The sequence below is a fragment of the Bacillus sp. RCC_6_1 genome, assembly GCF_041360755.1.
Taxonomy (GTDB): domain Bacteria; phylum Bacillota; class Bacilli; order Bacillales; family Bacillaceae_G; genus Bacillus_A; species Bacillus_A cereus.
In genome coordinates, this window is sequence record NZ_JBFUPV010000002.1 from 426,929 (window position 1) to 453,206 (window position 26,278).

Below are 26,278 nucleotides of genomic sequence, written 5' to 3' on the forward strand. Positions count from 1 at the left end.
ATGATGCCAATTATGGATAACAATCAAATGCCGAATATGATGCCAATTATGGATAACAATCAAATGCCGAATATGATGCCGATTATGGATAACAATCAACCACCAAATATGATGCCCTATCAAATGCCCATGATGCCGCCGAATCCGTATTATCAACAACCAAATCCATATCAAATGCCATATCAGCAAGGAGCGCCGTTTGGACCGCAACATACGTCTATGCCAAACCCGAATATGATGCCAATGGATAATAACATGCCGCCGCTTGTGCAGGGTGAGGAAGATTGTGGATGCGGAGGAGAAAGTAGACTATATAGTCCACAACCAGGCGGTCCGCAATATGCGAATCCTTTATATTATCAACCAACTCAGTCTGCATATGCACCACAGCCAGGAACGATGTATTATCAACCAGATCCACCAAATGTATTTGGAGAGCCCGTTTCAGAAGAAGAGGACGAAGAAGAAGTTTAAAAAGGCGGGAGTATTCCCGCCTTTTTTGCATTCCTGTTAATTAAGAAAAGGCAGTTTTTTTATGAAGTGCTAGAAAATTCCCAGTGAAATATTAACAGTGTAAAAACCTTCTCTGTTACTCATCATAAGAGGGAGCTTTTCAGTAGAGAAGCTCATTCTAACAGAGGGGGTTTTTGTATTGAATACGAAAGTAAAAGTGATTGCTGCTTCTTTGTTAGTTACTAGTGCATTAGCTGCATGTGGTACACCAAAAAACAATGCAATGGATGGACGTAACTACAATTACGAGCGTACATCTTATAATGATACACATCAGTATCGTGATAATGTGACGCGTAATGATCGTTATACAGATTATGTAACATATAGAAATGGTCGTAACGATACAGGATACAATTATTACCGTGATGTAAATTACAATGGACAAATTGCTAATCCGCATCCAACTCGTAATATTACAATGAACAATTCATACATTAACAATGATGGTAAAACAGCTGAAAGAATAACAAATCGTGTGAAGCGTATGAATAACGTAGACCGTGTGTCTACAGTTGTATATGGAAACGATGTAGCGATTGCGGTAAAACCACGTAACACAGTGACAAATGAAACGGCGATGGCGAACGAAATTCGTCAAGCTGTTGCAAATGAAGTTGGAAACAGAAACGTATATGTTTCTGTAAGAAATGATATGTTTACTCGTGTCGATGCAATGAGTACGCGTCTACGTAACGGTACAGTTACAAACGATTTTAATCGTGACATAGTGAATATGTTCCGAGACATTCGTTACGGTTTAACTGGTACAGTGCGATAGCAAAACAAAAGAGGAAGGGGGAGCCCTTCCTCTTTATTCATTTTCGTCTTGTAAACGACGTTTTTTAATAAAATAACTAACGGAATAAGAACCTAAAAAGCATATGAAGAGAATACTACCTGTTAAAATAGCTTCAAATAGGGGGCTTTCTGGACTGAAAATAATATAAATAATAGCCATAACGATTCCTACAATAAGAGAGCGTAGAACAATTTTGTAATAAGGAGTTAATTTTATCTCCTTTTCACTTTCTTCTACATCAATTGAAACACTTAACTGTAAATAACTAAGGATCATACTCGTAAGAATAAATACTAGCCATAATGGAGATTTCGTAATTTGATCTATTCCTTCAGTGAATCCGATATAGCCTAAAATACCAATTATACCAAGTGATTGAAAAAGAAAAGCAATACGTACGTTTTTTAACGTTTGCAGAATGAGACGTTCATCCTTTATTTTTTTCACACTACCCATCTCCTGTTTATTATGATTTCGCTGTTACATTAATTGTAACATATATATTACATTTATCAATTTATAATTTACGTATAATTTGTTTAGATGAAAGAGGAAATAAAATATTTTTATAAACATGTTGCACTTATACTTTATTAATGTTATATTAGCAAAGCGATGAGCTAATTTACGTAAGACGAGAGATATGCTTAAGTGCTAAACACGCGAATGTGGTCGCCTGGTCTCTCGCCGTAAACGCATCAAGACGCCTGCTTTGCAGGCGTCTTTCATTTTATATGAATGTAATGGGAAGAATGGAGGAATCCAATCTTCCTTTTTTGATTAGAATTAAAGTCAGAAAATAAAGTTATTTACAATTGTATATGAAAGAGTTACTATTTAATGGTAATATATTACATGTTTTTTAGACATAAAAGGTTGGGATGAATAGGATATGGAGAATTTTGAATGTAGAAATACAGAAGTTGTATTAGAGAAATTTCAGGTTGTAACACCTATATTTCAGGCGTTAGGAGATGAGAATCGCCAGCAAATTATTATGCTATTATTAGAAAGCAAACAGATGAATGTAACACAAATAACAGATGAAATGGGAATTTCTAGACCGGCTGTTTCGCATCATTTAAAAATTTTAAAACAAGCAGAACTAGTTGAAGCCGATCGAAATGGAAAAGAAATTTTTTATTCTATAGTGGCTGGAGAGTTTTTAAAACAGGTAAAAGATTTAATTCAAGCGATAGAGTCAAATTATTAATTTTTTTTGATTGATAAGTAAACAAGTTTAAACTTATAAACGTGTTTTGTGGAAAAGGGGTAATAAAAATGAATAGTATAAATCGAATGTACGTAATTATGTTACTTGTTCCGTTGTTTTGGGGTGGCTCTTTTGCGACAGCGGAGCATATTATTACGGAGATTCCACCAATTACTGCAGCAACAATTCGTTTTGGTTTAGCTGGTTTTATTTTAATAGGCATAGTTTTTATGAAATCTGAGTGGGATACAAGTTTGTTATTAAAGAATTGGAAAGGGCTGCTATTTGTATCGTTAACAGGTATTTTTGGCTACAATGTTTTTTTCTTCATGGGACTTAACTATACTTCCACTCTGAATGGCTCACTTATCATTGCTACAATGCCCGTTTTTGTAACATTGGGAGCAATATTGTTTTTTAAAGAGCCTTGGAGTATAAAAGTCGGAATAAGTTTAACTTTGTCCCTTGTCGGTGTAATAGTTGTTATTACGGGTGGTTCAATGCATATACTTATGTCTTTGGCATTTAATAAGGGAGATCTTTTATTTATAGCTGCTTTAACCTGTGGGGTTTTATATAGCTTAACAGGAAAAAAAGTTATGAGTGGTGTCTCCCCTTTGTTAACTACAATGAGTATGACGGTATTGGGTACTGTGTTTTTAGCAGGCCTTTCTCTATATGAAGATGGATGGGGAAAGGTTGTAACATTTTCTTTACAGGGATGGATAGAAATGTTGTATATGGTCATATGCGGGACATTAATTGGATATATCGTGTTTAATAAAGGAGTAGAAGAGCTAGGTGCAAGCAAAGCGAGTGTGTATTTAAATCTAACACCTATTGTAGCTACTGGTATATCAGTTGTCTTATATGGAGCAGCTGTTACGTGGCAACAAATAGTTGGAATGATAATTGTACTAATGGGGGTTTATATTGTAACAGTACAATCAAATAAAGATATAAAGAAGCTTTCGCATAATCAATGTGTTTCCAAATAGATAAAAGTAATTGAACACTATAATTCTTAATGATGGCATTCTATGAATTAGGGATAAAACCCCCATTTCCGGAAAAACTACTAATGAAAGTATGATCTTGCCTAAAAGAGGTGAACGGAAATGAAATGGATACTGATTGCGATGCAAGCTTTCGTTATGATGTTTTGTTTCGTTTATGAAACGAATGTGAAGGCGGAAGGGCCAGTACCAGAAGTGACGAAAAAAGAACCTGAGGTTACAATTTTATTAGAGCGTATGTATGTTGATGGCGAAGTAAGCGAAGAAATACTTACAGAAAAAGTGACGGATTTAGAAAAGTTTTTACAGCAGTATAAAGAATGGCAGCTCGTTGATCGTGATGATGTACAAATTGTATTGCAAAAGAAAGTTGATGATATTTCTCCGTTATTGAAAACGAGCGGGTATTTTGGTGTTTCAGAGGAAGGGATATTACAAATTTTCAAAGGTGTGCCAAAAAATGATAATGCGATCCATTCTTTCTTTCAAATTGATATGAAAAAGCTTGAGAGCTATGAACGTGCGAAATTGAAACGTGGCATTCGTATTAAATCAAAAGAAGGTTTTGTGAAGACGATTGAAAAAATGAAGCAATACGCAGTTCAAAGTAAGAAAAAAAGCAGCTCATGGTGAGCTGCTTTTTTTCTTATTTATTTTTAGCTAAAATTTCTTTTGCGATTTCATCAATTAGCATATCTTTTCCGATTGGATTGAATGCTTTCGTATTGAAGACTTCATTTGATACTTCATATACGTGATTATTTTTAACTGCTTTATTGTCTTTCCAAACGGCACTGTTTTTGTAGTCTTCGTAAACTTTATCAGCTTCGCCGCCGAAGTTTACAATAAACATTTGGTCAGGCTGGAATGCAACTAGACCTTCTAGTGATACTTGCGCCATCGTTTGTTTTAAATCCGTACCTTTTGTTGCTGGAAGTTTTAAGTCATTAAAGATGATGTCACCGTATCCGAAGCTACCGTATACACGGAAGTTTTGTGGTGTAACTGCAACGAACATAAAGTTCTCATCTTTTGTTTTCTCTTTAATTTTTTTAGATAAAGAGTCTGCTTTCTTATCGTAGTCTGCAATCCATTTGTCTGCTTTCTTCTCTTCGTCAAATAGCTTACCTACTTCTTTAAACTTACCACGCCAGTCTTCTAAGTTTGTTTCTAGAACAACTGTAGGTGCAACCTTTTCTAGTTGATCATAAATTTTTAATTGACGGTTGTTTAAAATAATTAAGTCTGGTTTTAAAGCAGTAACAGCTTCTAAATCAACTTTAGGTGCCCAGTACCAACCTACTGCTTTTACTCCATCTAACTTGTCTGTTAAGTGATTTTGGATTTTATCTTTATATGTATTTGCTGTACCAACAGGTTTATGTCCAAGAAGTAATAGTTCTTCTGTTGATCCAGATAAGTCAACAATTCTCTTTGGATTTACTGGAATTGTAGCTTCACCTTTAGCATGTTTTACAACTTTTGTTTTCGGTTGTTCTTTTGCTTTCGATTCTTCTTTTTGAGAAGAACAGCCAACGATAGAAAGAACAACAAGCATAATAGTAAATAAAATAAATAGCTTACGTTTCATCCTGATGTAACCCCTTTAATTAGTATTGATAATCATTATCGACTTCTGTATATTAAGGTGCTTTAACCTTTCTGTCAATGGAAAATAACAGAAGTTTCAAGTGGAGAACATTTGTTGGGGCAGTCTCGCTTTTCTATCATTAAATATGTTAAAATGGAATACATGATTTAAGAGGGAGAGATCGTATTTTGTTTGAATATGTTACAGGTTACGTGGAGTATGTAGGGCCGGAATATGTCGTAATTGATCATAATGGAATTGGTTATCAAATTTTCACACCAAATCCGTATGTATTTCAAAGAAGTAAGCAAGAAATCCGTGTCTATACATATCATTATGTGAGAGAAGATATTATGGCACTTTACGGTTTTAAAACACGTGAAGAGCGTTTATTATTTACAAAGTTGTTAGGCGTGTCTGGCATTGGGCCAAAAGGCGCTCTTGCAATTTTAGCTTCTGGTCAAACAGGACAGGTCGTTCAAGCGATTGAGCATGAAGATGAGAAGTTTTTAGTGAAATTCCCAGGAGTCGGAAAGAAAACAGCACGCCAAATGATTTTAGATTTAAAAGGAAAACTAGCAGATGTCGTACCAGATGCATTTGTTGATTTATTCTCAGACGCAGAACGTTTTGATGAGAAGAAAGGTTCATCAGCTGAGCTTGATGAGGCACTGGAAGCTCTGCGCGCACTTGGATACGCAGAACGCGAAGTTTCTCGTGTTGTACCAGAGTTATTAAAAGAAGCATTAACGACGGATCAGTATATTAAAAAGGCACTTAGTCTTTTACTAAATGGTAAGAGGTGAGTATAATGGACGAACGTCTCCTTTCAGGGGAATCTGCATATGAAGATGCGGATTTAGAATATTCATTACGGCCACAGACGCTCCGTCAGTATATTGGCCAAGATAAAGCGAAACATAATTTAGAAGTATTTATTGAAGCGGCGAAAATGCGTGAAGAAACGTTAGATCACGTGCTTTTATATGGACCACCAGGTCTTGGTAAAACGACGCTTGCGAATATTATTGCCAATGAGATGGGCGTTAATGTTAGAACAACTTCAGGTCCCGCAATTGAAAGACCAGGAGATTTAGCTGCTGTATTAACAGCGCTTCAGCCAGGTGATGTATTATTTATTGATGAAATTCATCGTTTGCATAGATCAATTGAAGAAGTATTGTATCCTGCGATGGAAGACTTTTGCCTTGATATTGTAATTGGAAAAGGGCCTTCAGCACGTTCTGTACGCCTAGATTTACCGCCATTTACATTAGTTGGAGCAACAACACGTGCTGGAGCATTATCGGCACCGCTTCGTGACCGCTTCGGTGTACTTTCAAGGTTAGAGTACTACACAGTAGATCAGCTTTCTGCGATTGTTGAACGTACAGCAGAAGTATTTGAAGTTGAAATCGATTCGTTAGCTGCATTAGAAATTGCAAGACGTGCTCGTGGTACACCTCGTATTGCGAATCGTCTTTTAAGACGTGTACGTGATTTCGCACAAGTTCGTGGTAATGGAACGGTTACGATGGAAATTACACAAATGGCATTAGAGCTACTGCAAGTAGATAAATTAGGTCTAGATCATATTGATCATAAATTACTGCTTGGTATTATTGAGAAATTCCGTGGCGGTCCAGTTGGATTAGAAACGGTTTCAGCAACAATTGGAGAAGAATCTCATACGATTGAAGATGTGTATGAGCCGTATTTATTACAAATTGGCTTTTTACAACGAACGCCGAGGGGCCGAATTGTAACGCCGCTTGCGTATGAACATTTCGGAATGGAGATACCAAAAGTATGACGGAGATGCCAAAGCTGCTTATTACAGCCGGGATCTTACTCATCGTTGTTGGATTAGCTTGGAAGTTCATTGGAAGGCTTCCAGGCGATATTTTTGTGAAAAAAGGAAACGTTACCTTTTATTTTCCTATCATTACATGTATTGTGTTAAGTATTGTATTATCTTTTATTATGTATATAATAAATCGATTTAAATAAGAAATAGGTGGATATAGCTATGGATATAAATCTGTTTGATTTTCATTTACCAGAAGAACTTATTGCACAAGTCCCGTTAGAAGAGCGTGAAACATCAAGATTAATGGTGTTAGACCGTGAAACAGGTGATATTGAGCATAAACATTTTACGGATATTCTTTCTTACTTACATGAGGGGGATTGCTTAGTTTTAAATGAAACGAAAGTTATGCCTGCTCGTTTGCACGGTGTGAAAGAAGATACAGGCGCGCACATTGAAGTACTTCTTTTAAAACAAGAAGAAGGTGATAAGTGGGAAACGCTTGTAAAGCCAGCGAAACGTGTAAAAGAAGGAACTGTTATCTCTTTTGGCGAAGGGAAATTAAAAGCAACTTGCACAGGAACTGCAGATCAAGGTGGACGTCAGCTTGAATTTTCATATGACGGCATCTTCTATGAAATTTTAGATGAACTTGGGGAAATGCCACTTCCTCCATATATTAAAGAGACGCTAGAAGATCGCGATCGCTATCAAACAGTATATGCGAAAGAAATCGGTTCAGCAGCAGCGCCGACTGCGGGACTTCACTTTACAGAAGAGTTACTTGAGAAGTTAAAGCAAAAAGGCGTTCAGTTAGCATTCATTACACTTCACGTAGGACTTGGAACATTTAGACCAGTTTCTGCAGACACGATTGAAGAACACCATATGCACGCAGAATATTATCATATGTCTGAAGAGACAGCGGCATTATTAAATCGTGTGAAAGAGAATGGTGGACGTATTATTACTGTAGGTACGACATCAACTCGTACGTTAGAAACAATTGCAACAGATCATGAAGGTAAGCTTTGCGCCGCTTCTGGATGGACAGATATTTTCATGTATCCGGGATATGAATTTAAAGCAATTGATGGTTTAATTACAAACTTCCATTTACCGAAATCAACATTAATTATGCTTGTAAGTGCATTTGCAAATAGAGATAATGTACTTCATGCTTATAATGAAGCAGTAAAAGAAAAATATCGTTTCTTTAGTTTCGGTGATGCAATGTTCGTTGCATCTCACGCTAAAATGAGAAACAAATAAAAGGAGTAAGTTATGACAGCAATTCGTTATGAATTTATTAAGACATGTAAACAAACGGGTGCCCGTTTAGGTCGTGTGCATACGCCGCACGGTTCATTTGATACACCAACATTTATGCCAGTTGGTACACTTGCAACAGTTAAGACAATGTCACCAGAAGAATTAAAAGCAATGGATTCTGGCATTATTTTAAGTAATACGTATCATTTATGGCTACGTCCAGGTCATGAAATTATTCGTGAAGCAGGCGGCTTGCATAAATTTATGAACTGGGATCGTGCAATCTTAACAGACTCTGGTGGTTTCCAAGTATTCAGTTTAAGTGACTTCCGTCGTATTGAAGAGGAAGGCGTTCACTTCCGCAATCACTTAAATGGAGATAAATTATTCTTATCACCAGAAAAAGCGATGGAAATCCAAAATGCATTAGGTTCAGATATTATGATGGCATTTGATGAGTGTCCACCATTCCCAGCTACTTTTGAATATATGAAGAAATCTGTAGAGCGTACGAGCCGCTGGGCAGAACGTTGCTTAAAAGCGCATGAACGTCCGCAAGATCAAGGTTTATTCGGTATTGTACAGGGGGGAGAGTACGAAGAGCTTCGTCGTCAAAGTGCGAAAGATCTTGTTTCAATGGACTTCCCTGGTTACGCTGTAGGTGGTTTATCTGTAGGCGAACCGAAAGATATTATGAACCGTGTACTTGAGTTTACAACACCACTTCTTCCAGATAATAAGCCTCGTTACTTAATGGGTGTAGGTTCTCCTGACTCGTTAATCGATGGCGCAATTCGTGGTATTGATATGTTTGACTGCGTACTTCCAACTCGTATCGCTCGAAATGGTACATGTATGACAAGTGAAGGTCGCCTCGTTGTAAAAAATGCGAAATTCGCAAGAGACTTCGGTCCGCTTGATCCAAACTGTGATTGCTACACATGTAAAAACTACTCTCGTGCGTACATTCGTCACTTAATGAAATGTGATGAAACGTTCGGAATTCGTTTAACGTCTTATCACAACCTTCATTTTCTGTTAAACTTAATGGAGCAGGTGAGACAAGCTATTCGTGAAGACCGTCTTGGCGATTTCCGCGAAGAGTTCTTTGAACAGTATGGCTTTAATAAACCGAATGCTAAAAACTTCTAATACATAATTTAAAAGGAGGAACAAAAGATGAATGCAGGTATGATGAATATCGTTATGATCGTTGCGATGTTTGCGATTTTCTATTTCTTATTAATTCGCCCGCAACAAAAACGTCAAAAAGCAGTTGCTCAAATGCAAAGTGAGTTAGCAAAAGGTGATGCTATCGTAACAATCGGTGGTTTACACGGTACAATCGAATCAGTAGATGAGACGAAAATTGTTATTAAATCTGGTGGTTCACACTTAACGTTCGATCGCAATGCGATTCGTGAAGTTGTGAAAAACTAATTTGGAAGGCCCTGCATGAAATATGCAGGGCCTTTTTTAGTTACTTTGCTTTGACATATTTACACCGAAAATACCACCGAGTGTACTCGCCCCCATTAATGCTAATTGATAAAGTAATTGTGAGTTCGATAAAGTTTGAGAAAAGCCTAAATAGTTAACTAGAAAAACGAGTATAGTGAACGTGAGACCTGTTGTGAAACCTACTAGCCAACCTTTTCCTTGAGCCTTTTTGCCGGCAGTAAATCCAGACATAAGCATAGATAAAAGAGCGAGTATAAAAATAGTAACGGTTAATGTCCCTTCGTTTACATTCGTAAACTTTAATAAAAGAGCCATAATCATACTAGTAATAGATGCGAGAATTAGTAGTGTAACAATACCGAAGCCAATTGCAGTTGATAATTTTTTCGTTCCATCCATTTATGCATTCCCCCTTTTTAATACAAGCATATTTTCCTTTTGTCTAAGTTAGACTAGTTTCTTTTTTATAGGGGAGTCTATACGTAAAAAAGGAGATGTAGAAATGGAATGGATATCAATAATTGGACGGACAATGCTTTTGTATATCATCATCTTAATTATTTTTCGTCTTATGGGTAAACGTGAGATAGGAGAGCTAAGTGTATTAGATTTAGTCGTATTTATTATGCTTGGAGAAATGGCTGTAGTGGCAATTGAAAATACCGATAAATCACTTTGGCATCAATTAGTTCCGATGACTTTTCTTATGTGCATCCAAATTATTTTGTCAGTCATTTCCCTAAAGTATCAACGCTTTCGGCATTTAATAGAAGGTGAGCCGGCTATTCTTGTAAACGCGGGAAAGATTGATGAAAAGAAGATGAGAAAGCAACGTTATAATATAGATGATTTAATGATGCAATTAAGGGAACAAGGAGTTGGAGATATTCGGGATGTAGAATATGCTATTTTGGAACCGTCTGGGAAGTTATCTGTCTTTCAAAAACAAAAAAATAAACAAGATACATTGCAGTTTACGCTTCCTCTTATTATTGATGGAGAAATTCAATCTAGTCATTTACAAATGATTGAACATACAGATGCATGGCTTATTGAGAAATTAAAAAACTTAGGTTATAACGATGTAACACAAATTTTATACTGTAGTTTTCAAAACGGAAAATTTTTTGTTGATGTAAAAGAAAATTAGAGACTTATTCTTTGAAAGAGTAAGAATGATTAGTGTAACTAATAATCAGTGGAGATTACCCCACTGATTAAAGTTTCACCTTATTTCAAAAATGAAAGTTTACGAATGATAGGGAGACGACTTAACTCTTCTTTTCGAATGAGTTTGAAAGTGAAGAGAAGTACGATATAAACAATTGTTGTTAAAGTGATTTCCCATAATGTTTGTATGCCAAGGGCATGAGAGAAAATAATATATTTATGAAGATAAAAACCGAAGGCGCCTGCGATACCGATGGCAAGTCCGCCGAAAATATAGTCTTTTGCGTAAATGGTAAATGTAATCTTTTTTAAAACAGTAGCGTAGTGAAGAAATGTTACTGTTACAATATTTGCTGCAATAGCGAGAGCAACCCCCATCATTTGAAATTCTGGCCTTGATGCTAGTACAAAAATAACGATTAATTTCACGATGGCTCCAATAAATGTATTCATCATTGCAGCTCTTGCTAAGTTTAAAGCTTGCAAAACAGAGGTAAGTGGACTTTGGAAATAATGAAATAAAAAGCAAGGCGCAAGAAGTTGAATGAATGCTGTTGCGCTGTCTGATCCATACATAAGAGTTAAAACAGGAGAAGCGAATACGTATAAGATAACGACAGACCATCCGCCGGTAATTAATGAAATTCGAAGTGCTTGTTGTAAACGGTGCTCCACTAATTTATGTTGTCTTTTTGCCATTGCTTCACTAATAGAAGGGACGAGCGCTGTAGAGAGAGCGTATGTAATAAAGGCGGGTAGTGATAGAAGCGGGAATGCATAACCGTTTAATATACCGTATTGCTGAGTTGCAACAGAAGCAGCGACACCAGCGATTGCTAAGCTTTGCATAACGACAATAGGTTCAAAAAAATATGAAACGGAGCCGATTAAACGACTTCCTGTAGTTGGAAGGGCAATATCCATCAGAGAATAAAATGTCCCTTTGCTTTCCTTTACAGTAGTGAAAAATCCAGAGCGTATTGATAAATGTTTTTCTCGCTGAAATAACGTGAGTAAAAATAATAACGATGCAACTTCACCGAGAACAGCTGATAACATAGCGCCGGCTGCAGCGTATTCTATGCCGTAAGGTAAAAATAATTGAATGCATATAGCGATAATGGTAATGCGGACGACTTGTTCTAGAACTTGCGCATAAGCGCTAGGTTTCATGTTTTGTTTCCCTTGAAAATAACCACGCAAAACAGAAGAAACAGCAATAACAGGAACAACGGGCAAAATGGCCATTAATGGATAGTACGTTCTTTCGTCGGTTAATAATGTTTTTGCTAAAATAGGTGTGAGGAACATAATTCCGATTGTTAAAATGATACTAATAACGGATGTAACAGCTAGTGATACGGTTAATATTTTTTTAACTCTTTGTTTATCGTTCACAGCTTCCGCTTCTGCTACAAATTTTGCGATTGCGACAGGAAGACCAATTTGTGTCAATGTAATTGCTAAAATGAATGTAGGAACGGCCATCATATAAAGACCAACGCCTTCTTCTCCCAAAATACGTGCCATTACTATGCGGTTGATAAAGCCGAGTATTTTTGTAATAAAGCCGGCTATCATTAAAATAAATGCGCCTTTTAAAAAGCTTTGTCTCGTCATGTTCTTCTCCTACCTTCTCAAAATCAATGGAATGATTTACAATAATTTATATGCACGTACGAGACAAGAATGACAAGCATTTAAGAGAGTGAAATATGATAGTGCTCTTGAAAGTAGTTATTGCTGTCCATTAGAGCGGGAATAAAAGCGACTTTTCGTGCGAAATAAGAAGGAGATGTTATAGATGTTAGATAGAGAGGCTTTGGTAGAATCATACCGCGGACAGTTACAAGTCGTTTTAGAAAGTAAAGTAGAAGAGTTTCAAATGTTCGGCTACGACAGAGTGACAGATGATGACATTTGGAAGTTTCTTAAAGTAAAAAAGTGGAAGAAGATAGACAGCGATGTTAGATTGTATGAATTAGTTAATGACGTATTAACAGTAAGTGCTAATGAATATATGACATATTTAACTGTTGAAGCATATCAAGCGCCACTTTGGTCATTTGATGAATATGAAAATAAATAACCGACTGCAATTGGTTTGTTCTTCCTTTTGCAGTATAATGATAGGTATTGATAATCAGGAAATAATTATGTCTAAGATCATATATAAAGGAGGTAGTGAAGAGAGAAAACAAATAATGAAAGTGCAGGTATCGTGAAAACGTACCGGCACAGCTAGTGATGAGCTAGCAAAATTATAGAAAGGAAGTCTACTAACTAGACGTATGCACACGTGTAAAAGTGAATCGTAAGAGATTTATTTAAAGTGTTAGTAGCGGAAAGAGGGTACATATGGCAAAGCGTGGTACGAGAATTGCCGCCTTTTTCCTCATCGTTTTATTAATCGGTGGAGTAATTGGTGCGGCAGGAAAAGACATAGCAAAAGGAATTAGTCTAGGACTAGACCTTCGCGGTGGTTTTGAAATTCTGTATGAAGTAAAACCAGCCAAAAAAGGTGACAAAATCGATCGAGACGTACTTGTAAGTACAGTAGGTGCTCTTGAGAATCGTGTCAATGTTCTCGGTGTAAGTGAGCCGAACATTCAAATCGAAGGGCAAGATCGAATTCGTGTACAGCTTGCTGGTGTACAAGATCAGCAAAAAGCACGTGAAATGTTATCAACACAAGCGAAATTAACATTCCGTGATGTAGATGATAATCTTCTTATGGACGGAACGGATTTAAAAGGCGGCGGAGCGAAGCAAACATTTGATGAGCAAGGCCGTGCGAGCGTAGGTCTTACACTAAAGAGCGCTGAAAAATTCCGTGAAGTAACTGAAAAAATTTCAAAAATGCCACCACCAACGAATTTAATGGTAATTTGGCTTGATTTTGAAGAAGGAAAAGATTCGTACAAAGCAGAATCTGCAAAACCGAATCCGAAGTTCTTATCAGCAGCAACAGTAAACCAAGTATTTAACCAAGCTGAAGTATCTATCGTAGGTGGAAACTTCACAGTTGAAAGTGCGAAACAACTTTCATCTTTATTAAATGCAGGTGCACTTCCTGTTGATTTAAAAGAAATGTATTCAACATCTGTTGGAGCGAAGTTTGGTCAACAAGCGTTAGAGCAAACGATTTTCGCTAGTGCGATTGGTATCGCTCTTATTTTCTTATTTATGCTTGTATTCTACCGTTTACCAGGACTTGTAGCGGTTATTATGTTAGGTTTATACATTTTCGTTACATTACTTGTCTTTAACTGGATGCATGCAGTTCTTACGTTGCCAGGTATTGCGGCGTTAGTGCTTGGAGTAGGTATCGCAGTTGATGCGAATATTATTACGTACGAGAGACTGAAAGAAGAGTTGAAAATTGGTAAGTCCATGATGTCGGCATTCCGCGCTGGTAACCATCGTTCATTAGCAACAATTCTAGATGCAAACGTTACAACTCTTGCGGCAGCTGGTGTGTTATTCGTTTATGGTAATAGCTCTGTAAAAGGATTCGCAACAAGTTTAATCGTAAGTATTTTAGTTGGTTTTATTACGAACGTATTCGGTACTCGTTTCTTACTAGGTTTACTTGTAAAGAGCCGTTACTTTGATAAAAAACCAGGATATTTTGGTGTGAAACAAAAGGATATTATTCCATTAACAAAAGGTGTAGTACATCCGCCAACGAGATTTGATCGTATTAACTTCGTAAATATCGGTCATAAATTCCTTATCTTCTCGATTGTAGTTGTAATTGCGGGTGCAATTATCTTACCAATTTTCAAATTGAATCTTGGTATTGACTTTGCAAGTGGTACACGTATTGACTTGCAATCAAAACAAGCCGTTACGGTGTCTGATGTTCATAAAGATTTTAAAGAATTGAACATTGATGTGAAGGAAGAAAATATTGTACCGACTGGAGATGACAATAAAGGTTTCGCAGTTCGTACATTAGGTGTTTTATCAAAAGATGAAATTGCGAAAACAAAAACATTCTTCCACGATAAATATGGTACAGATCCAAACATAAGTACAGTTTCACCGACAATCGGTAAAGAAATTGCACGAAATGCATTTATCGCTGTACTGATTGCTTCTGCGGTTATCATTTTATACGTAAGTATTCGATTCCGATTTACGTATGCGTTATCTGCAGTACTTGCATTATTACATGACGCTTTCGTTATGGTTGTTATGTTTAGTATTTTCCAACTAGAGGTAGACTTAACGTTTATCGCTGCAGTGTTAACAATCATCGGTTATTCTATTAATGACTCGATTGTTACATTTGATAGAAACCGTGAATTATACAAACAGAAAAAACGAGTGCGCGATATAAAAGATCTAGAAGAAATCGTAAATGCAAGTATTCGCCAAACGCTTGGTCGCTCGATTAACACCGTATTAACAGTGTTATTCCCAGTAATTGCACTGCTTATCTTCGGTAGTGAGTCACTACGTAACTTCTCGTTTGCGTTACTTGTTGGATTAATTGTAGGTACGTACTCTTCTGTTTTCGTTGCCTCTCAAATTTGGTTAATGCTTGAAAACCGTCGTTTGAAAAAGGGAAAAAACAAGAAGAAGGTTGAGAAAGTAGAATCTGAACCGCAAGTATAGAAAAGATGATGTCTCTTTATGAGGCATCTCTTTTTTCGTTTGTGGATACAATAAGATAGCAACTTTTTAACAGAAAGAAGATGGAAGAAAGTGGTGGTGTTATCGCTGTTTTTGTTAAAATAAAAAGATAGGTTAAGAAAAGAAGGGATTTTAATTATGGAAAAAGATGAACGTTTTAAACAGGCCGAGTTTGGTGCTATTGTCGGGATCGTTGGTAATATTATATTAGCGATTGTAAAGGCGGTAATTGGTTATATTGGGAACAGTAAAGCGTTATTAGCGGATGCCGTGCATTCTGCATCAGATGTAATAGGTTCGCTAGCTGTACTTTTTGGACTGCGAGCGGCAAAGCAGCCACCTGATGAGGATCATCCGTATGGTCATGGTAAAGCGGAATCGATTTCAGCGATTATTGTTGCGGTATTATTATTTATTGTGGGACTTGAAATCGCGATTTCGTCTATAAAAGCTTTTTCGCAAGAACTAGAACCGCCGAAAGGAATTACGATATTTGCTGTTGTTCTTTCAATCGTCGTGAAAGAAGGAATGTTTCAATATAAATTCCGATTAGGGAAAAGAGTAAACAGTGATGCAATTATTGCAAATGCATATGAGCACCGTTCGGATGTGTTTTCTTCAATTGCAGCTTTAATCGGTATTTGTGCAGCTATACTCGGTGGTAAGCTTGGTATAGACTGGCTTGTATATGCTGATCCGATTGCAGGATTAGTTGTTTCGCTTCTTGTTGTAAAAATGGCATGGAGCATTGGAGCGGAAGCAATTCATGCAACGCTTGACCATGTTCTTCATGAGGAGGATGTTATTCCGCTTAGAGAGGCCGTTCTTCAAGTAGATGGTGTGAAAAAAATTGGTTCTTTATATGCACGGGAGCATGGTCATTATGTTATTGTCGATATTAAAGTGTCTGTAGATCCATACATTACCGTAGAAGAAGGACACCGTATTGGAAAACATGTGAAAGAAATACTTATGAAACAAGATAATGTACAAAATGTATTCGTACATATAAATCCGTATTCTCCAAATTAAACATCATTAACATTTTAGTATATAGATATTGCATCGTAGTTTGCATTATATTGTCACCCCTTAATCTGTCTTGTATAATGAACAGGTTAAGGGGTGATTTCGTGTTACAACCGAAGACGCGTTGGAAAGAAAAAGAATATAATGACGAGCGAGTGAGTGAATTAGCAAGTAAATTACAGTTATCGCCACTTGTCGTTTCATTATTCCTCGGTAGAGGACTAGATACAGAAGATAAGATTTTAGATTTTTTAAATACAGAAAATCAAGAATTTCATGATCCATTTTTATTAGAAGGAATGGATAGAACGGTAGAACGTGTAAATAAGGCGATTCAAAATGGAGAGCAAATATTAATATTTGGTGATTATGATGCGGACGGAGTAAGTAGTACGACGGTTTTATATCTTGCTCTTCAAGAATTAGGTGCAGAAGTAGAATTTTACATTCCAAATCGTTTTACAGAAGGGTATGGACCGAACGAAGAAGCATTTCGTTGGGCGCATAGTGCAGGTTTCTCACTGATTATTACTGTCGACACTGGCATCGCAGCAGTACATGAAGCGAATGTAGCGAAAGAGCTTGGAATAGATCTAATTATTACAGATCACCATGAGCCACCGCCAGAATTGCCAGAAGCGCTTGCGATTATACATCCGAAATTAGAAGGTGGCGTATATCCGTTTCACTATTTAGCTGGTGTAGGTGTTGCGTTTAAAGTTGCGCATGCACTATTAGGCCGTGTACCAGAACATTTATTAGAGATTGCAGTAATCGGTACAGTAGCCGATTTAGTATCACTTCATGGTGAAAATAGGTTGCTAGTGAAACGCGGTTTAAAACATATGCGTATGACGAGAAATATTGGTTTGAAGGCATTGTTTAAAGTTGCTAACGTTTCGCAAAGTGAAATTACAGAAGAGAGTATTGGCTTCTCAATTGCACCTCGTATTAATGCGGTTGGGCGTTTAGAAGATGCTGCGCCGGCTGTACACCTTTTATTATCAGATGATCCAGAGGAAGCGAAAGAGTTGGCCGAAGAAATTGATGAGCTGAACAAACTGCGAAAAGATATTGTAAAGCAAATTACAGAAGAAGCTATCGCTGAAGTTGAAAATAACTTCCCGCCAGAAGAAAACAAAGTATTAGTACTTGCAAAAGAAGGCTGGAACCCAGGGGTAATTGGAATTGTTGCTTCTAAATTAGTTGAACGTTTTTATCGTCCGACGATTGTATTAAGCATCGATCCTATAAAAGAAACAGCAAAAGGCTCAGCACGTAGTATTGCAGGATTTGATTTGTTTGCAAACTTATCAGATTGTAGAGAGTTATTGCCACACTTCGGAGGGCATCCGATGGCAGCGGGAATGACGCTACATATGAATGATGTAGATGAATTACGTCGCCGATTAAATGAACAAGCAGATGCGATTTTAACAGAAGAAGATTTTATTCCAATTACAGCAGTTGATGTTTTTTGCAAAGTAGAGGATGTAACGCTAGCGGCAATTGAAGATATGCAAAAACTAGCCCCGTTTGGTATTGGAAATCCGAAACCACGTATTGCAGTAAAAGATGCAGAGTTAGAAAGCATTCGCGCAATCGGATCAGATGGTTCTCATTTAAAAATGGCTCTTCGTGATGGACAAGCAACACTGGATACAATTGGATTTGGTTTTGGTGCATATGCGAAAGAAATCTCTCCAGTTGCAAAAGTATCTGTAATAGGAGAAGCATCCATCAATGAATGGAATAATTTTAAGAAGCCACAACTAATGGTACAAGATATTGCTGTAGAGGCGTGGCAATTATTTGATTGGCGTAGTATGCGTAATGCAGAAGCAAATTTAGCAGAACTTCCGAAAGAAAAAATAACAATGGTGTATTTTTCTGAAGAGGTATTGAATAAATTTTCTTTAGAGAGCTATAAAGAAAAGCTCATGCATGCTTCAGAAGTAACGCATTTAGATGATCAATATATCGTGTTACTTGATTTACCAAAAGGAACAGATGAATTACGTGAGCTATTTAAGGCAGGATTCCCAGCGCGAATTTATACGCTATTTTATCAAGAGAATAACCACTTATTTAGTACAGTTCCGACGAGAGAACACTTTAAATGGTACTATTCTTTCTTAAGCCAAAAAACACCATTTTCTTTAAGACAATATGGAGAACAACTATGTCGTCATAAAGGTTGGTCAAAAGATACAGTAAATTTCATGACACAGGTGTTTTTTGAGTTAGAATTTGTTACAATAAAAGATGGCGTCATTTTTATGGCAGACAAAAAACAAAAGCGTGATTTAATTGAATCGAACACATATCGTGAGAAAATGAACCACTTACAATTAGAAAAAGAATTGGTTTATAGCACATATCAGCAACTATATACATGGTTTGAAACGATTCGTAATCATAAAGAAGTAGAACAGTTAGGGTAAAGGATTTGTATTTACAAACCTTTTAGATCTGAGGAGGATTCAGAAATATGGATTTCAAGCAACATATCGCAATTGTACCGGATTATCCGAAAGAAGGTATTGTGTTTAAAGACATTACACCTTTAATGAATGACGGTAAAGCATACAAAGCAGCAACAGATGCAATCGTTGAATACGCAAAAGAAAGAGATATCGATGTTGTAGTAGGACCAGAAGCTCGTGGTTTCATTATCGGTTGTCCAGTTTCTTATGCGTTAGAAGTAGGATTTGCGCCAGTTCGTAAATTAGGAAAATTACCACGTGAAGTAATTACAGTTGACTACGGTAAAGAATATGGTAAAGATGTTTTAACAATCCATAAAGATGCAATTAAGCCAGGTCAACGCGTATTAATTACAGATGACCTATTAGCTACAGGTGGAACTATCGAAGCGACAATTAAGCTAGTTGAAGAACTTGGCGGAGTTGTAGCAGGGATTGCATTCTTAGTAGAGCTTACTTACTTAGATGGTCGTAAAATGTTAGATGGTTACGATGTATTAGTATTAGAAAAATACTAATCACTATATAGGTAAAACTACGGTGATAAAAAGTACCCGTGAATCTCTTGGAGAGGAGCGGGTACTTTTGTATAATTGAACAAAAAATCATGGTGAAATGTCAGTAAAATCTTTTCCTTTTCACAATTCACAATCATTGGGTTATAATGATAGAATATAATTTATTCTATTAAATAAAGATAAAGTCAATTTTCAATAAAAGGTGATTCGATGGCAAATGAGCAGGTACTAACAGCTGAACAGGTACTCGAGAAAGCAAGTCAATATTTAGTGGATGAAGATATTGAGCTAGTAGCACGTGCCTATGAATATGCACGCGATGCGCATAGCGAACAATACAGAAAATCGGGTGAACCGTATATTATTCATCCAATTCAAGTTGCAGGTATTTTAGTTGATTTACACATGGATCCAGCTACGGTATCAGCAGGTTTCTTACATGATGTAGTGGAAGATACAGAGATTACGTTAGAAGATATTGAACGGGAATTTAACAAAGAAATTGCTATGCTTGTTGATGGTGTTACGAAGCTTGGGAAGATCAAATATAAATCTCACGAACAACAACAAGCAGAAAACCATCGCAAAATGTTTATTGCAATGGCTCAAGATATTCGAGTTATTTTAATTAAACTAGCTGATCGTCTTCATAACATGCGTACATTGAAACATTTGCCTCAAGAGAAGCAGCGTCGCATAGCGAATGAAACGCTAGAAATCTTTGCACCTTTAGCACATAGACTCGGAATTAGTACTATTAAATGGGAGCTAGAGGATACGTCACTTCGCTATTTAAATCCACAACAATATTATCGTATTGTAAATTTAATGAAGCGTAAACGTGCAGAACGTGAAGAATACTTAGACGAAGTAATGACTGGTATTCGTGAGAAATTAAAAGAAGTTGCAATTCAACCTGAGATCTCTGGAAGACCGAAACATATTTACAGTATTTATCGTAAAATGGCACTGCAAAATAAACAGTTCAATGAAATTTACGATTTATTAGCTGTACGTGTTGTTGTAAATAGTATCAAAGATTGTTATGCAGTGCTTGGAATTATTCATACGTGCTGGAAGCCGATGCCAGGTCGTTTTAAAGATTATATTGCAATGCCAAAAGCAAATCTATATCAATCTCTTCATACGACTGTAATTGGACCGAAAGGTGATCCACTTGAAGTGCAAATTCGTACGAAAGAAATGCACGAAATTGCAGAATTCGGGATCGCGGCACACTGGGCATACAAAGAAGGAAAAACAGCAGAAACAACAGGTACATTAGAGAAGAAACTCACGTGGTTCCGTCAAATATTAGAATGGCAAAATGAAGCTTCTAATGCAGAAGAATTTATGGAGTCATTAAAAATTGATTTATTCTCTGACATGGTATTCGTCTTTACACCGAAAGGCGATGTAATGGAATTACCACTTGGATCGGTTCCAATTGATTTCGCGTATCGTGTCCATTCGGAAATTGGGAATAAAACAATTGGTGCAAAAGTAAACGGGAAAATGGTAACGCTGGATTATAAATTAAAAACCGGCGATATCATTGAAATTTTAACGTCGAAACATTCATATGGCCCAAGTCAAGATTGGGTAAAACTTGCTCAAACATCTCATGCGAAAAATAAAATTCGTCAATTCTTTAAGAAACAACGTAGAGACGAAAATATTGAAAAAGGCCGTGAACTTGTTGAAAAGGAAGTACGTGGTCTAGAGTATGAGATGAAAGAAGTATTAGCGCCTGATAACTTAAAACGCGTCGCTGAGAAATTTAACTTTGCAAATGAAGAAGATATGTTTGCAGCAGTTGGATATAGCGGAATTACAGCTTCGCAAATTGTTACGCGACTAACGGACAAGTTCCGCAAGCAACGCGAAGAAGAAGAAATTGTTGAAGTCAAAGAAGTTCGTAAACCGATGAAAATTCGAAAATGGGATTCTGGTGTAAAGGTAAGCGGTGCTGATAATTTATTAATCCGTTTATCGAAATGCTGTAACCCAGTTCCGGGTGATGATATCGTTGGGTATATTACGAAAGGCCGAGGTGTATCGATTCACCGCCGGATTGTGTAAATGTTCATACAGAAGAAGCGATAGAACGTTTATTAGAAGTTGAGTGGGAAGGTAGCCCTGAAAAAGAAATAGAGTATAACGTTGATATTGAAATTTCAGGTTACGATCGCCGCGGTTTATTAAATGAAGTACTGCAAGCTGTTACAGAGACGAAAACATACATTTCAGCTGTTTCTGGTAGAAGTGACCGTAATAAGATGGCAACAATTAATATGTCAATCTCGATTCGTAACTTACAACACTTGAAAAAAGTAGTAGAACGCATTAAACGCGTTCCAGAAATTTATGCAGTACGACGCATGATGCATTAATAGGGAGTGTAGAAAGATGAGAGTTGTTTTACAACGATCAAAGAAAGCGTCTGTCACAGTAGACGGTGAGATCGTAGGACAAATTCCGTTCGGTTTAACATTACTAGTTGGCATTACGCACGAAGATACAGAAAAAGATGCAACTTACATTGCGGAAAAAATTGCAAACTTACGTATTTTTGAAGATGAGAGCGGAAAGATGAATCATTCTGTACTTGATGTAGAAGGACAAGTTCTATCTATTTCGCAATTCACATTATACGGAGATTGCCGCAAGGGAAGACGTCCAAACTTTATGGATGCTGCGAAACCTGATTATGCAGAGCGTTTATACGATTTCTTTAATGAAGAAGTTCGTAAACAAGGATTACATGTGGAAACAGGGAAGTTCGGAGCAATGATGGATGTTTCTTTAATCAATGATGGTCCGGTGACCTTAATTGTAGAAAGTAAATAGTGTTGATAAAAAAGAGAGGGTTATATAATCCTCTCTTTTTTATACATTGTTGTATGTTTTGTTCATTTATTTGGAATTAATAGCAGTTTCGGTTATGTATAACTCTCCCATCAATATGGAACAATAAAAAGTAAAACATCCATATTGAATGTGAGGGATATACGTATGCGTATGAATGAAAAAGGGCATTCTGTTACAAATGGTGCAAATCAACTATTTAACGTGAATTTTCATGATTTTATTTCAAAAGAGCAAAACAATACTTCAATGGAGCTTGCTTCCGAGTTTGGGATTTCTCTTCAAGATGTAAAGCGTTTAAAGAAGCAGATTGAACGTTCTTAGAGCACTTGACAATCCTACTTAACAAACGTATAGTAATTTTATATTTACATATGAATATAACCGTTGATAGAGAAGAGTAAATGAGACACACATGGAAAGAGAAGGAATGTCTTAGGCTGAAAACATTTCTGCATGATGACTGATTGAATGACACTCTAGAGGTTTCAACTTGAACGGCATATACGCTTAGTAGGGATGAACGCACATTTAAGCGTTATTAAAAAAGTGGAAGCATACGTGCTTCAATTAGGGTGGCACCACGGGTATAATACTCTCGTCCCTACTGTTTAAACAGTAGAGGCGGGAGTTTTTTTATTTTTATTAAGATTAAAACAATTTGAGGAGGAACTGAATATGTCTATTCAAATCCCACGCGGAACGCAAGATATTCTTCCAGGCACTGTTGAGTTATGGCAGTATATCGAAGGGCAAGCACGCGAAATTTGCCGTCGTTACAATTATAAAGAAATTCGTACACCAATTTTTGAGCACACTGAGCTATTTTTACGCGGTGTTGGTGATACGACAGATATCGTACAAAAAGAAATGTACTCATTCCAAGATCGTGGAGAGCGCAGCTTAACATTACGTCCAGAAGGTACTGCACCTGTTGTACGTTCTTATGTTGAAAATAAAATGTTTGGTGATGCAACACAACCAACGAAATTATACTATATCGGTCAAATGTTCCGTTATGAAAGACCACAAGCAGGTCGCTATCGTCAATTCGTACAATTCGGTATCGAAGCAATCGGCAGTAATGACCCTGCAATTGATGCAGAAGTAATTGCACTTGCTGTTGAATTTTACCGCGGCATGGGCTTGAAAAATATTAAAGTTGTATTAAACAGCTTAGGTGATGCGGCGAGCCGTCAAGCACACCGTGATGCGTTAATCGCACACTTTGAGCCACGTATCGGTGAGTTCTGTTCTGACTGTCAATCTCGTTTAGAAAAGAACCCTCTTCGTATTTTAGATTGTAAGAAGGACCGTAACCATGAATTAATGGGAACAGCACCATCTATTACAGAATACTTAAATGAAGATTCAGCAGTATACTACGACAAAGTTCAAGAGCTATTAACGATGATGGATGTTCCGTTTGAAAAAGATCCGAACTTAGTGCGTGGTTTAGACTACTACCAACACACTGTTTTTGAAATTATGAGTGAGGCAGAAGGTTTCGGTGCGATCACTACATTAAGCGGTGGTGGCCGTTATAACGGACTTGTACAAGAAATCGGTGGACCAGAAATGCCAGGTATCGGTTTTGCAATGAGTATTGAACGTTTAATTATGGCGCTAAAAGCTGAAAACATTGAATTACCACTTGAACATAGCATTGATTGTTACGTTGTGGCGCTTGGCGAAAAAGCGAAAGACCATGCTGCAAAAGTTGCGTTCGATCTTCGTAAAGCTGGATTGTCAGTTGAAAAAGATTATTTAGATCGCAAAATGAAAGCACAATTTAAATCAGCAGATCGTCTAAAGGCGAAATTTGTAGCTGTATTAGGAGAAGATGAGCTAGATAAAGGCATCATTAACTTAAAAGATATGGCAACAGGTGAACAAGAAGAAGTAGCGTTAGATGTATTTGCTTCATACGTAGCAGAGAAATTAATATAGGGGGAACTTACAGTGGCTGAAAGAACACATGCATGTGGAAAAGTAACAGTAGAAGCTGTTGGACAAACAGTTCAATTAAAAGGTTGGGTACAAAAACGCCGTGACTTAGGTGGATTAATCTTTATCGACTTACGTGACCGTACAGGTATCGTGCAAGTTGTATTTAACCCAGAAACATCAAAAGAAGCGTTAGAAGTAGCAGAAACAATTCGTAGCGAATACGTATTACACGTAGAAGGTACAGTTGTTGAACGTGGTGAAGGCGCAATTAATGACAATATGGCAACTGGTCGTATTGAAGTACAAGCAACAAAAGTAAATGTACTAAATGCAGCGAAAACAACGCCAATCATCATTGCTGATGATACAGATGCATCAGAAGATGTGCGTTTAAAATATCGTTATTTAGACTTACGTCGTCCAGTAATGTTTAACACATTCAAAATGCGTCATGACGTAACGAAAACAATTCGTAACTTCTTAGACACAGAAGAGTTCTTAGAAGTAGAAACACCAATTTTAACGAAAAGCACGCCAGAAGGAGCTCGTGACTATTTAGTGCCAAGTCGTGTGCATGATGGTGAATTCTATGCACTACCGCAGTCACCACAGTTATTTAAACAGCTTCTTATGGTCGGCGGATTTGAGCGTTACTATCAAGTAGCACGTTGTTTCCGTGATGAAGATTTACGTGCGGATCGTCAACCGGAATTCACGCAAATCGATATCGAAGCTTCATTCTTAACACAAGATGAAATTTTAGATATGATGGAGCGTATGATGACGAAAGTTATGAAGGATGCAAAAGGTGTAGAAGTTAGTGCACCATTCCCTCGTATGAAATATGCTGATGCAATGGCTCGCTACGGTTCTGATAAGCCAGATACACGCTTTGAAATGGAACTAACAGACTTATCTGAGTTTGCAGCAGGTTGTGGCTTTAAAGTGTTTACAAGTGCTGTAGAAAGCGGCGGACAAGTAAAAGCAATTAATGCAAAAGGTGCTGCAAGTAAATATTCTCGTAAAGACATCGATGCATTAACTGAATTCGTGAAAGTATACGGTGCAAAAGGTCTAGCTTGGCTTAAAGTTGAAGAAGATGGCTTAAAAGGACCGATTGCGAAATTCTTCAGTGAAGAAGATGCAAATGTGTTAATGAGCACATTAGAGGCTACTGCTGGCGACTTATTACTATTCGTAGCAGATAAGAAGAGCGTTGTTGCAGATAGCTTAGGTGCACTTCGCTTACGTCTAGGTAAAGAGCTTGAGTTAATTGACGAAAGTAAATATAATTTCCTATGGGTAACGGATTGGCCACTTCTTGAGTACGATGAAGATGCAGATCGTTACTTCGCAGCTCACCACCCATTCACAATGCCATTCCGTGAAGACGTTGAGTTACTAGAAACAGCACCAGAAAAAGCACGTGCACAAGCATATGACCTTGTATTAAACGGTTATGAGCTTGGTGGTGGATCACTTCGTATTTACGAGCGTGACGTACAAGAAAAAATGTTCAAAGCACTTGGATTCTCACAAGAAGAAGCGCAAGAGCAATTCGGGTTCTTATTAGAAGCATTCGAATACGGTACACCACCACACGGCGGAATCGCATTAGGTTTAGATCGTCTTGTTATGTTACTTGCAGGCCGTACGAATCTTCGTGATACAATTGCATTCCCAAAAACAGCAAGCGCAAGCTGCTTATTAACAGAAGCTCCAAGCCCAGTTGCAGAAGCACAGCTTGAAGAGTTAAACTTAAAATTAAGCTTAAAAGAAGAGAAGTAAGAATAGGGTCTAGATGGTTATACTATAACCGTCTAGACTTTTTTTGAGAGGTTGTTTAAAAAGTCCGGTTTAGATAACTGTCGCATCTCATCGTTGCTTCGCCAGTCCGGTGCTCGAGTAGTATTTTTCTACACTGCGCTCCTCCTGGCT

The 26,278-nt window shown here is 37.2% G+C and carries 24 protein-coding genes, 2 pseudogenes and 1 other annotated feature; of the genes and pseudogenes, 22 read left to right on the forward strand and 4 right to left on the reverse strand.

Going from position 1 to position 26,278, the window contains the following annotated elements:
* Together AB6801_RS08290 and AB6801_RS08295 are read left to right on the forward strand one after the other, a co-directional pair.
* Nucleotides 1-474: pseudogene (locus AB6801_RS08290) on the forward strand (peptigoglycan-binding protein LysM); the annotation flags it as partial.
* Between the two features lie 178 nt (nucleotides 475-652).
* A complete protein-coding gene (locus AB6801_RS08295; protein WP_001093542.1) occupies nucleotides 653-1,294 on the forward strand; it encodes a YhcN/YlaJ family sporulation lipoprotein in 642 nt (213 codons plus the stop codon).
* Between the two features lie 33 nt (nucleotides 1,295-1,327).
* Here the strand turns inward: AB6801_RS08295 and AB6801_RS08300 are convergent, their stop codons facing one another.
* Entirely contained in the window at nucleotides 1,328-1,762 is a 435-nt protein-coding gene (locus AB6801_RS08300; protein ID WP_141558787.1) for a branched-chain amino acid ABC transporter substrate-binding protein, read from the reverse strand.
* A 445-nt stretch (nucleotides 1,763-2,207) separates the two neighbouring features.
* Here AB6801_RS08300 and AB6801_RS08305 point away from each other — a divergent pair, with 445 nt between their 5' ends.
* From AB6801_RS08305 to AB6801_RS08315, 3 genes are all read left to right on the forward strand, one after another.
* Nucleotides 2,208-2,528 (forward strand): ArsR/SmtB family transcription factor, encoded by a 321-nt coding sequence (locus tag AB6801_RS08305; protein ID WP_000426922.1) that lies wholly within the window; start codon nucleotides 2,208-2,210, stop codon nucleotides 2,526-2,528.
* Between the two features lie 68 nt (nucleotides 2,529-2,596).
* Nucleotides 2,597-3,526 (forward strand): DMT family transporter, encoded by a 930-nt coding sequence (locus AB6801_RS08310; RefSeq protein ID WP_048567727.1) that lies wholly within the window; start codon nucleotides 2,597-2,599, stop codon nucleotides 3,524-3,526.
* Nucleotides 3,527-3,646: 120 nt separating this feature from the next.
* Nucleotides 3,647-4,177 carry a BofC C-terminal domain-containing protein gene (locus AB6801_RS08315; RefSeq protein ID WP_000871174.1) on the forward strand — a complete coding sequence of 177 codons (531 nt, stop codon included), beginning with the start codon at nucleotides 3,647-3,649 and terminating at the stop codon, nucleotides 4,175-4,177.
* A gap of 13 nt (nucleotides 4,178-4,190) precedes the next feature.
* On the opposite strand, the gene AB6801_RS08320 is transcribed toward AB6801_RS08315, so the two are convergent.
* A complete protein-coding gene (locus AB6801_RS08320; protein WP_000823606.1) occupies nucleotides 4,191-5,135 on the reverse strand; it encodes an iron-hydroxamate ABC transporter substrate-binding protein in 945 nt (314 codons plus the stop codon).
* 188 nt (nucleotides 5,136-5,323) lie between these two features.
* Here AB6801_RS08320 and ruvA point away from each other — a divergent pair, with 188 nt between their 5' ends.
* The 6 genes from ruvA to yajC are packed head-to-tail and all read left to right on the forward strand — an operon-like array spanning nucleotide 5,324 to nucleotide 9,657.
* Nucleotides 5,324-5,941 carry a Holliday junction DNA helicase RuvA gene (ruvA, locus tag AB6801_RS08325; RefSeq protein WP_000464505.1) on the forward strand — a complete coding sequence of 206 codons (618 nt, stop codon included), beginning with the start codon at nucleotides 5,324-5,326 and terminating at the stop codon, nucleotides 5,939-5,941.
* Nucleotides 5,942-5,946: 5 nt separating this feature from the next.
* The gene (ruvB, locus tag AB6801_RS08330; protein WP_000344449.1) at nucleotides 5,947-6,948 is read left to right on the forward strand and encodes a Holliday junction branch migration DNA helicase RuvB; all 1,002 of its coding nucleotides are present in this window, start codon (nucleotides 5,947-5,949) and stop codon (nucleotides 6,946-6,948) included.
* A complete protein-coding gene (locus AB6801_RS08335) occupies nucleotides 6,945-7,145 on the forward strand; it encodes a DUF2905 domain-containing protein (RefSeq protein ID WP_000138162.1) in 201 nt (66 codons plus the stop codon). Before ruvB ends, AB6801_RS08335 begins: the two co-directional genes overlap by 4 nt.
* Before the next feature lie 19 nt (nucleotides 7,146-7,164).
* Nucleotides 7,165-8,217, forward strand: coding sequence for a tRNA preQ1(34) S-adenosylmethionine ribosyltransferase-isomerase QueA (queA, locus tag AB6801_RS08340; protein ID WP_000354034.1), 1,053 nt, complete (start codon nucleotides 7,165-7,167; stop codon nucleotides 8,215-8,217).
* A gap of 12 nt (nucleotides 8,218-8,229) precedes the next feature.
* Nucleotides 8,230-9,369, forward strand: coding sequence for a tRNA guanosine(34) transglycosylase Tgt (gene tgt / locus AB6801_RS08345; protein WP_000125365.1), 1,140 nt, complete (start codon nucleotides 8,230-8,232; stop codon nucleotides 9,367-9,369).
* Nucleotides 9,370-9,396: 27 nt separating this feature from the next.
* On the forward strand, nucleotides 9,397-9,657 hold the full coding sequence (gene yajC / locus AB6801_RS08350; RefSeq protein ID WP_000991115.1) for a preprotein translocase subunit YajC: 261 nt from the start codon (nucleotides 9,397-9,399) through the stop codon (nucleotides 9,655-9,657).
* A gap of 36 nt (nucleotides 9,658-9,693) precedes the next feature.
* On the opposite strand, the gene AB6801_RS08355 is transcribed toward yajC, so the two are convergent.
* The gene (locus AB6801_RS08355; RefSeq protein WP_098005847.1) at nucleotides 9,694-10,077 is read right to left on the reverse strand and encodes a TIGR04086 family membrane protein; all 384 of its coding nucleotides are present in this window, start codon (nucleotides 10,075-10,077) and stop codon (nucleotides 9,694-9,696) included.
* 103 nt (nucleotides 10,078-10,180) lie between these two features.
* On the opposite strand from AB6801_RS08355, the gene AB6801_RS08360 reads away from it, so the two are divergent.
* Nucleotides 10,181-10,828 carry a DUF421 domain-containing protein gene (locus AB6801_RS08360; RefSeq protein ID WP_000454818.1) on the forward strand — a complete coding sequence of 216 codons (648 nt, stop codon included), beginning with the start codon at nucleotides 10,181-10,183 and terminating at the stop codon, nucleotides 10,826-10,828.
* 80 nt (nucleotides 10,829-10,908) lie between these two features.
* Here the strand turns inward: AB6801_RS08360 and spoVB are convergent, their stop codons facing one another.
* Nucleotides 10,909-12,468: a stage V sporulation protein B gene (gene spoVB / locus AB6801_RS08365; protein WP_000198300.1), complete on the reverse strand. Its 1,560-nt coding sequence runs from the start codon at nucleotides 12,466-12,468 to the stop codon at nucleotides 10,909-10,911.
* 184 nt (nucleotides 12,469-12,652) lie between these two features.
* On the opposite strand from spoVB, the gene AB6801_RS08370 reads away from it, so the two are divergent.
* The 10 genes and pseudogenes from AB6801_RS08370 to aspS all read left to right on the forward strand — a co-directional run bounded on the left by AB6801_RS08370 (nucleotide 12,653) and on the right by aspS (nucleotide 26,128).
* The gene (locus tag AB6801_RS08370; protein WP_000886978.1) at nucleotides 12,653-12,937 is read left to right on the forward strand and encodes a post-transcriptional regulator; all 285 of its coding nucleotides are present in this window, start codon (nucleotides 12,653-12,655) and stop codon (nucleotides 12,935-12,937) included.
* Nucleotides 12,938-13,206: 269 nt separating this feature from the next.
* Nucleotides 13,207-15,471, forward strand: coding sequence for a protein translocase subunit SecDF (secDF, locus tag AB6801_RS08375; protein ID WP_001119065.1), 2,265 nt, complete (start codon nucleotides 13,207-13,209; stop codon nucleotides 15,469-15,471).
* Between the two features lie 156 nt (nucleotides 15,472-15,627).
* On the forward strand, nucleotides 15,628-16,521 hold the full coding sequence (locus AB6801_RS08380; RefSeq protein ID WP_000409746.1) for a cation diffusion facilitator family transporter: 894 nt from the start codon (nucleotides 15,628-15,630) through the stop codon (nucleotides 16,519-16,521).
* Between the two features lie 101 nt (nucleotides 16,522-16,622).
* Entirely contained in the window at nucleotides 16,623-18,962 is a 2,340-nt protein-coding gene (gene recJ, locus AB6801_RS08385) for a single-stranded-DNA-specific exonuclease RecJ (protein ID WP_000941238.1), read from the forward strand.
* Between the two features lie 47 nt (nucleotides 18,963-19,009).
* Nucleotides 19,010-19,522 carry an adenine phosphoribosyltransferase gene (locus AB6801_RS08390; protein ID WP_000346215.1) on the forward strand — a complete coding sequence of 171 codons (513 nt, stop codon included), beginning with the start codon at nucleotides 19,010-19,012 and terminating at the stop codon, nucleotides 19,520-19,522.
* 210 nt (nucleotides 19,523-19,732) lie between these two features.
* Nucleotides 19,733-21,915 (forward strand): annotated as a pseudogene (gene relA / locus AB6801_RS08395) (GTP diphosphokinase).
* Nucleotides 21,916-21,931: 16 nt separating this feature from the next.
* Entirely contained in the window at nucleotides 21,932-22,372 is a 441-nt protein-coding gene (locus AB6801_RS08400; RefSeq protein WP_001266965.1) for a D-tyrosyl-tRNA(Tyr) deacylase, read from the forward strand.
* A gap of 165 nt (nucleotides 22,373-22,537) precedes the next feature.
* On the forward strand, nucleotides 22,538-22,714 hold the full coding sequence (locus AB6801_RS08405) for a hypothetical protein (protein WP_001242605.1): 177 nt from the start codon (nucleotides 22,538-22,540) through the stop codon (nucleotides 22,712-22,714).
* Nucleotides 22,715-22,768: 54 nt separating this feature from the next.
* Nucleotides 22,769-22,999, forward strand: a binding site (T-box leader).
* A gap of 69 nt (nucleotides 23,000-23,068) precedes the next feature.
* Complete coding sequence (hisS, locus tag AB6801_RS08410) at nucleotides 23,069-24,340, forward strand: histidine--tRNA ligase (RefSeq protein ID WP_000027084.1); 1,272 nt, start codon at nucleotides 23,069-23,071, stop codon at nucleotides 24,338-24,340.
* Between the two features lie 12 nt (nucleotides 24,341-24,352).
* Entirely contained in the window at nucleotides 24,353-26,128 is a 1,776-nt protein-coding gene (gene aspS, locus AB6801_RS08415; protein ID WP_000840905.1) for an aspartate--tRNA ligase, read from the forward strand.
* The last annotated feature ends 150 nt before the right edge of the window (nucleotides 26,129-26,278 follow it).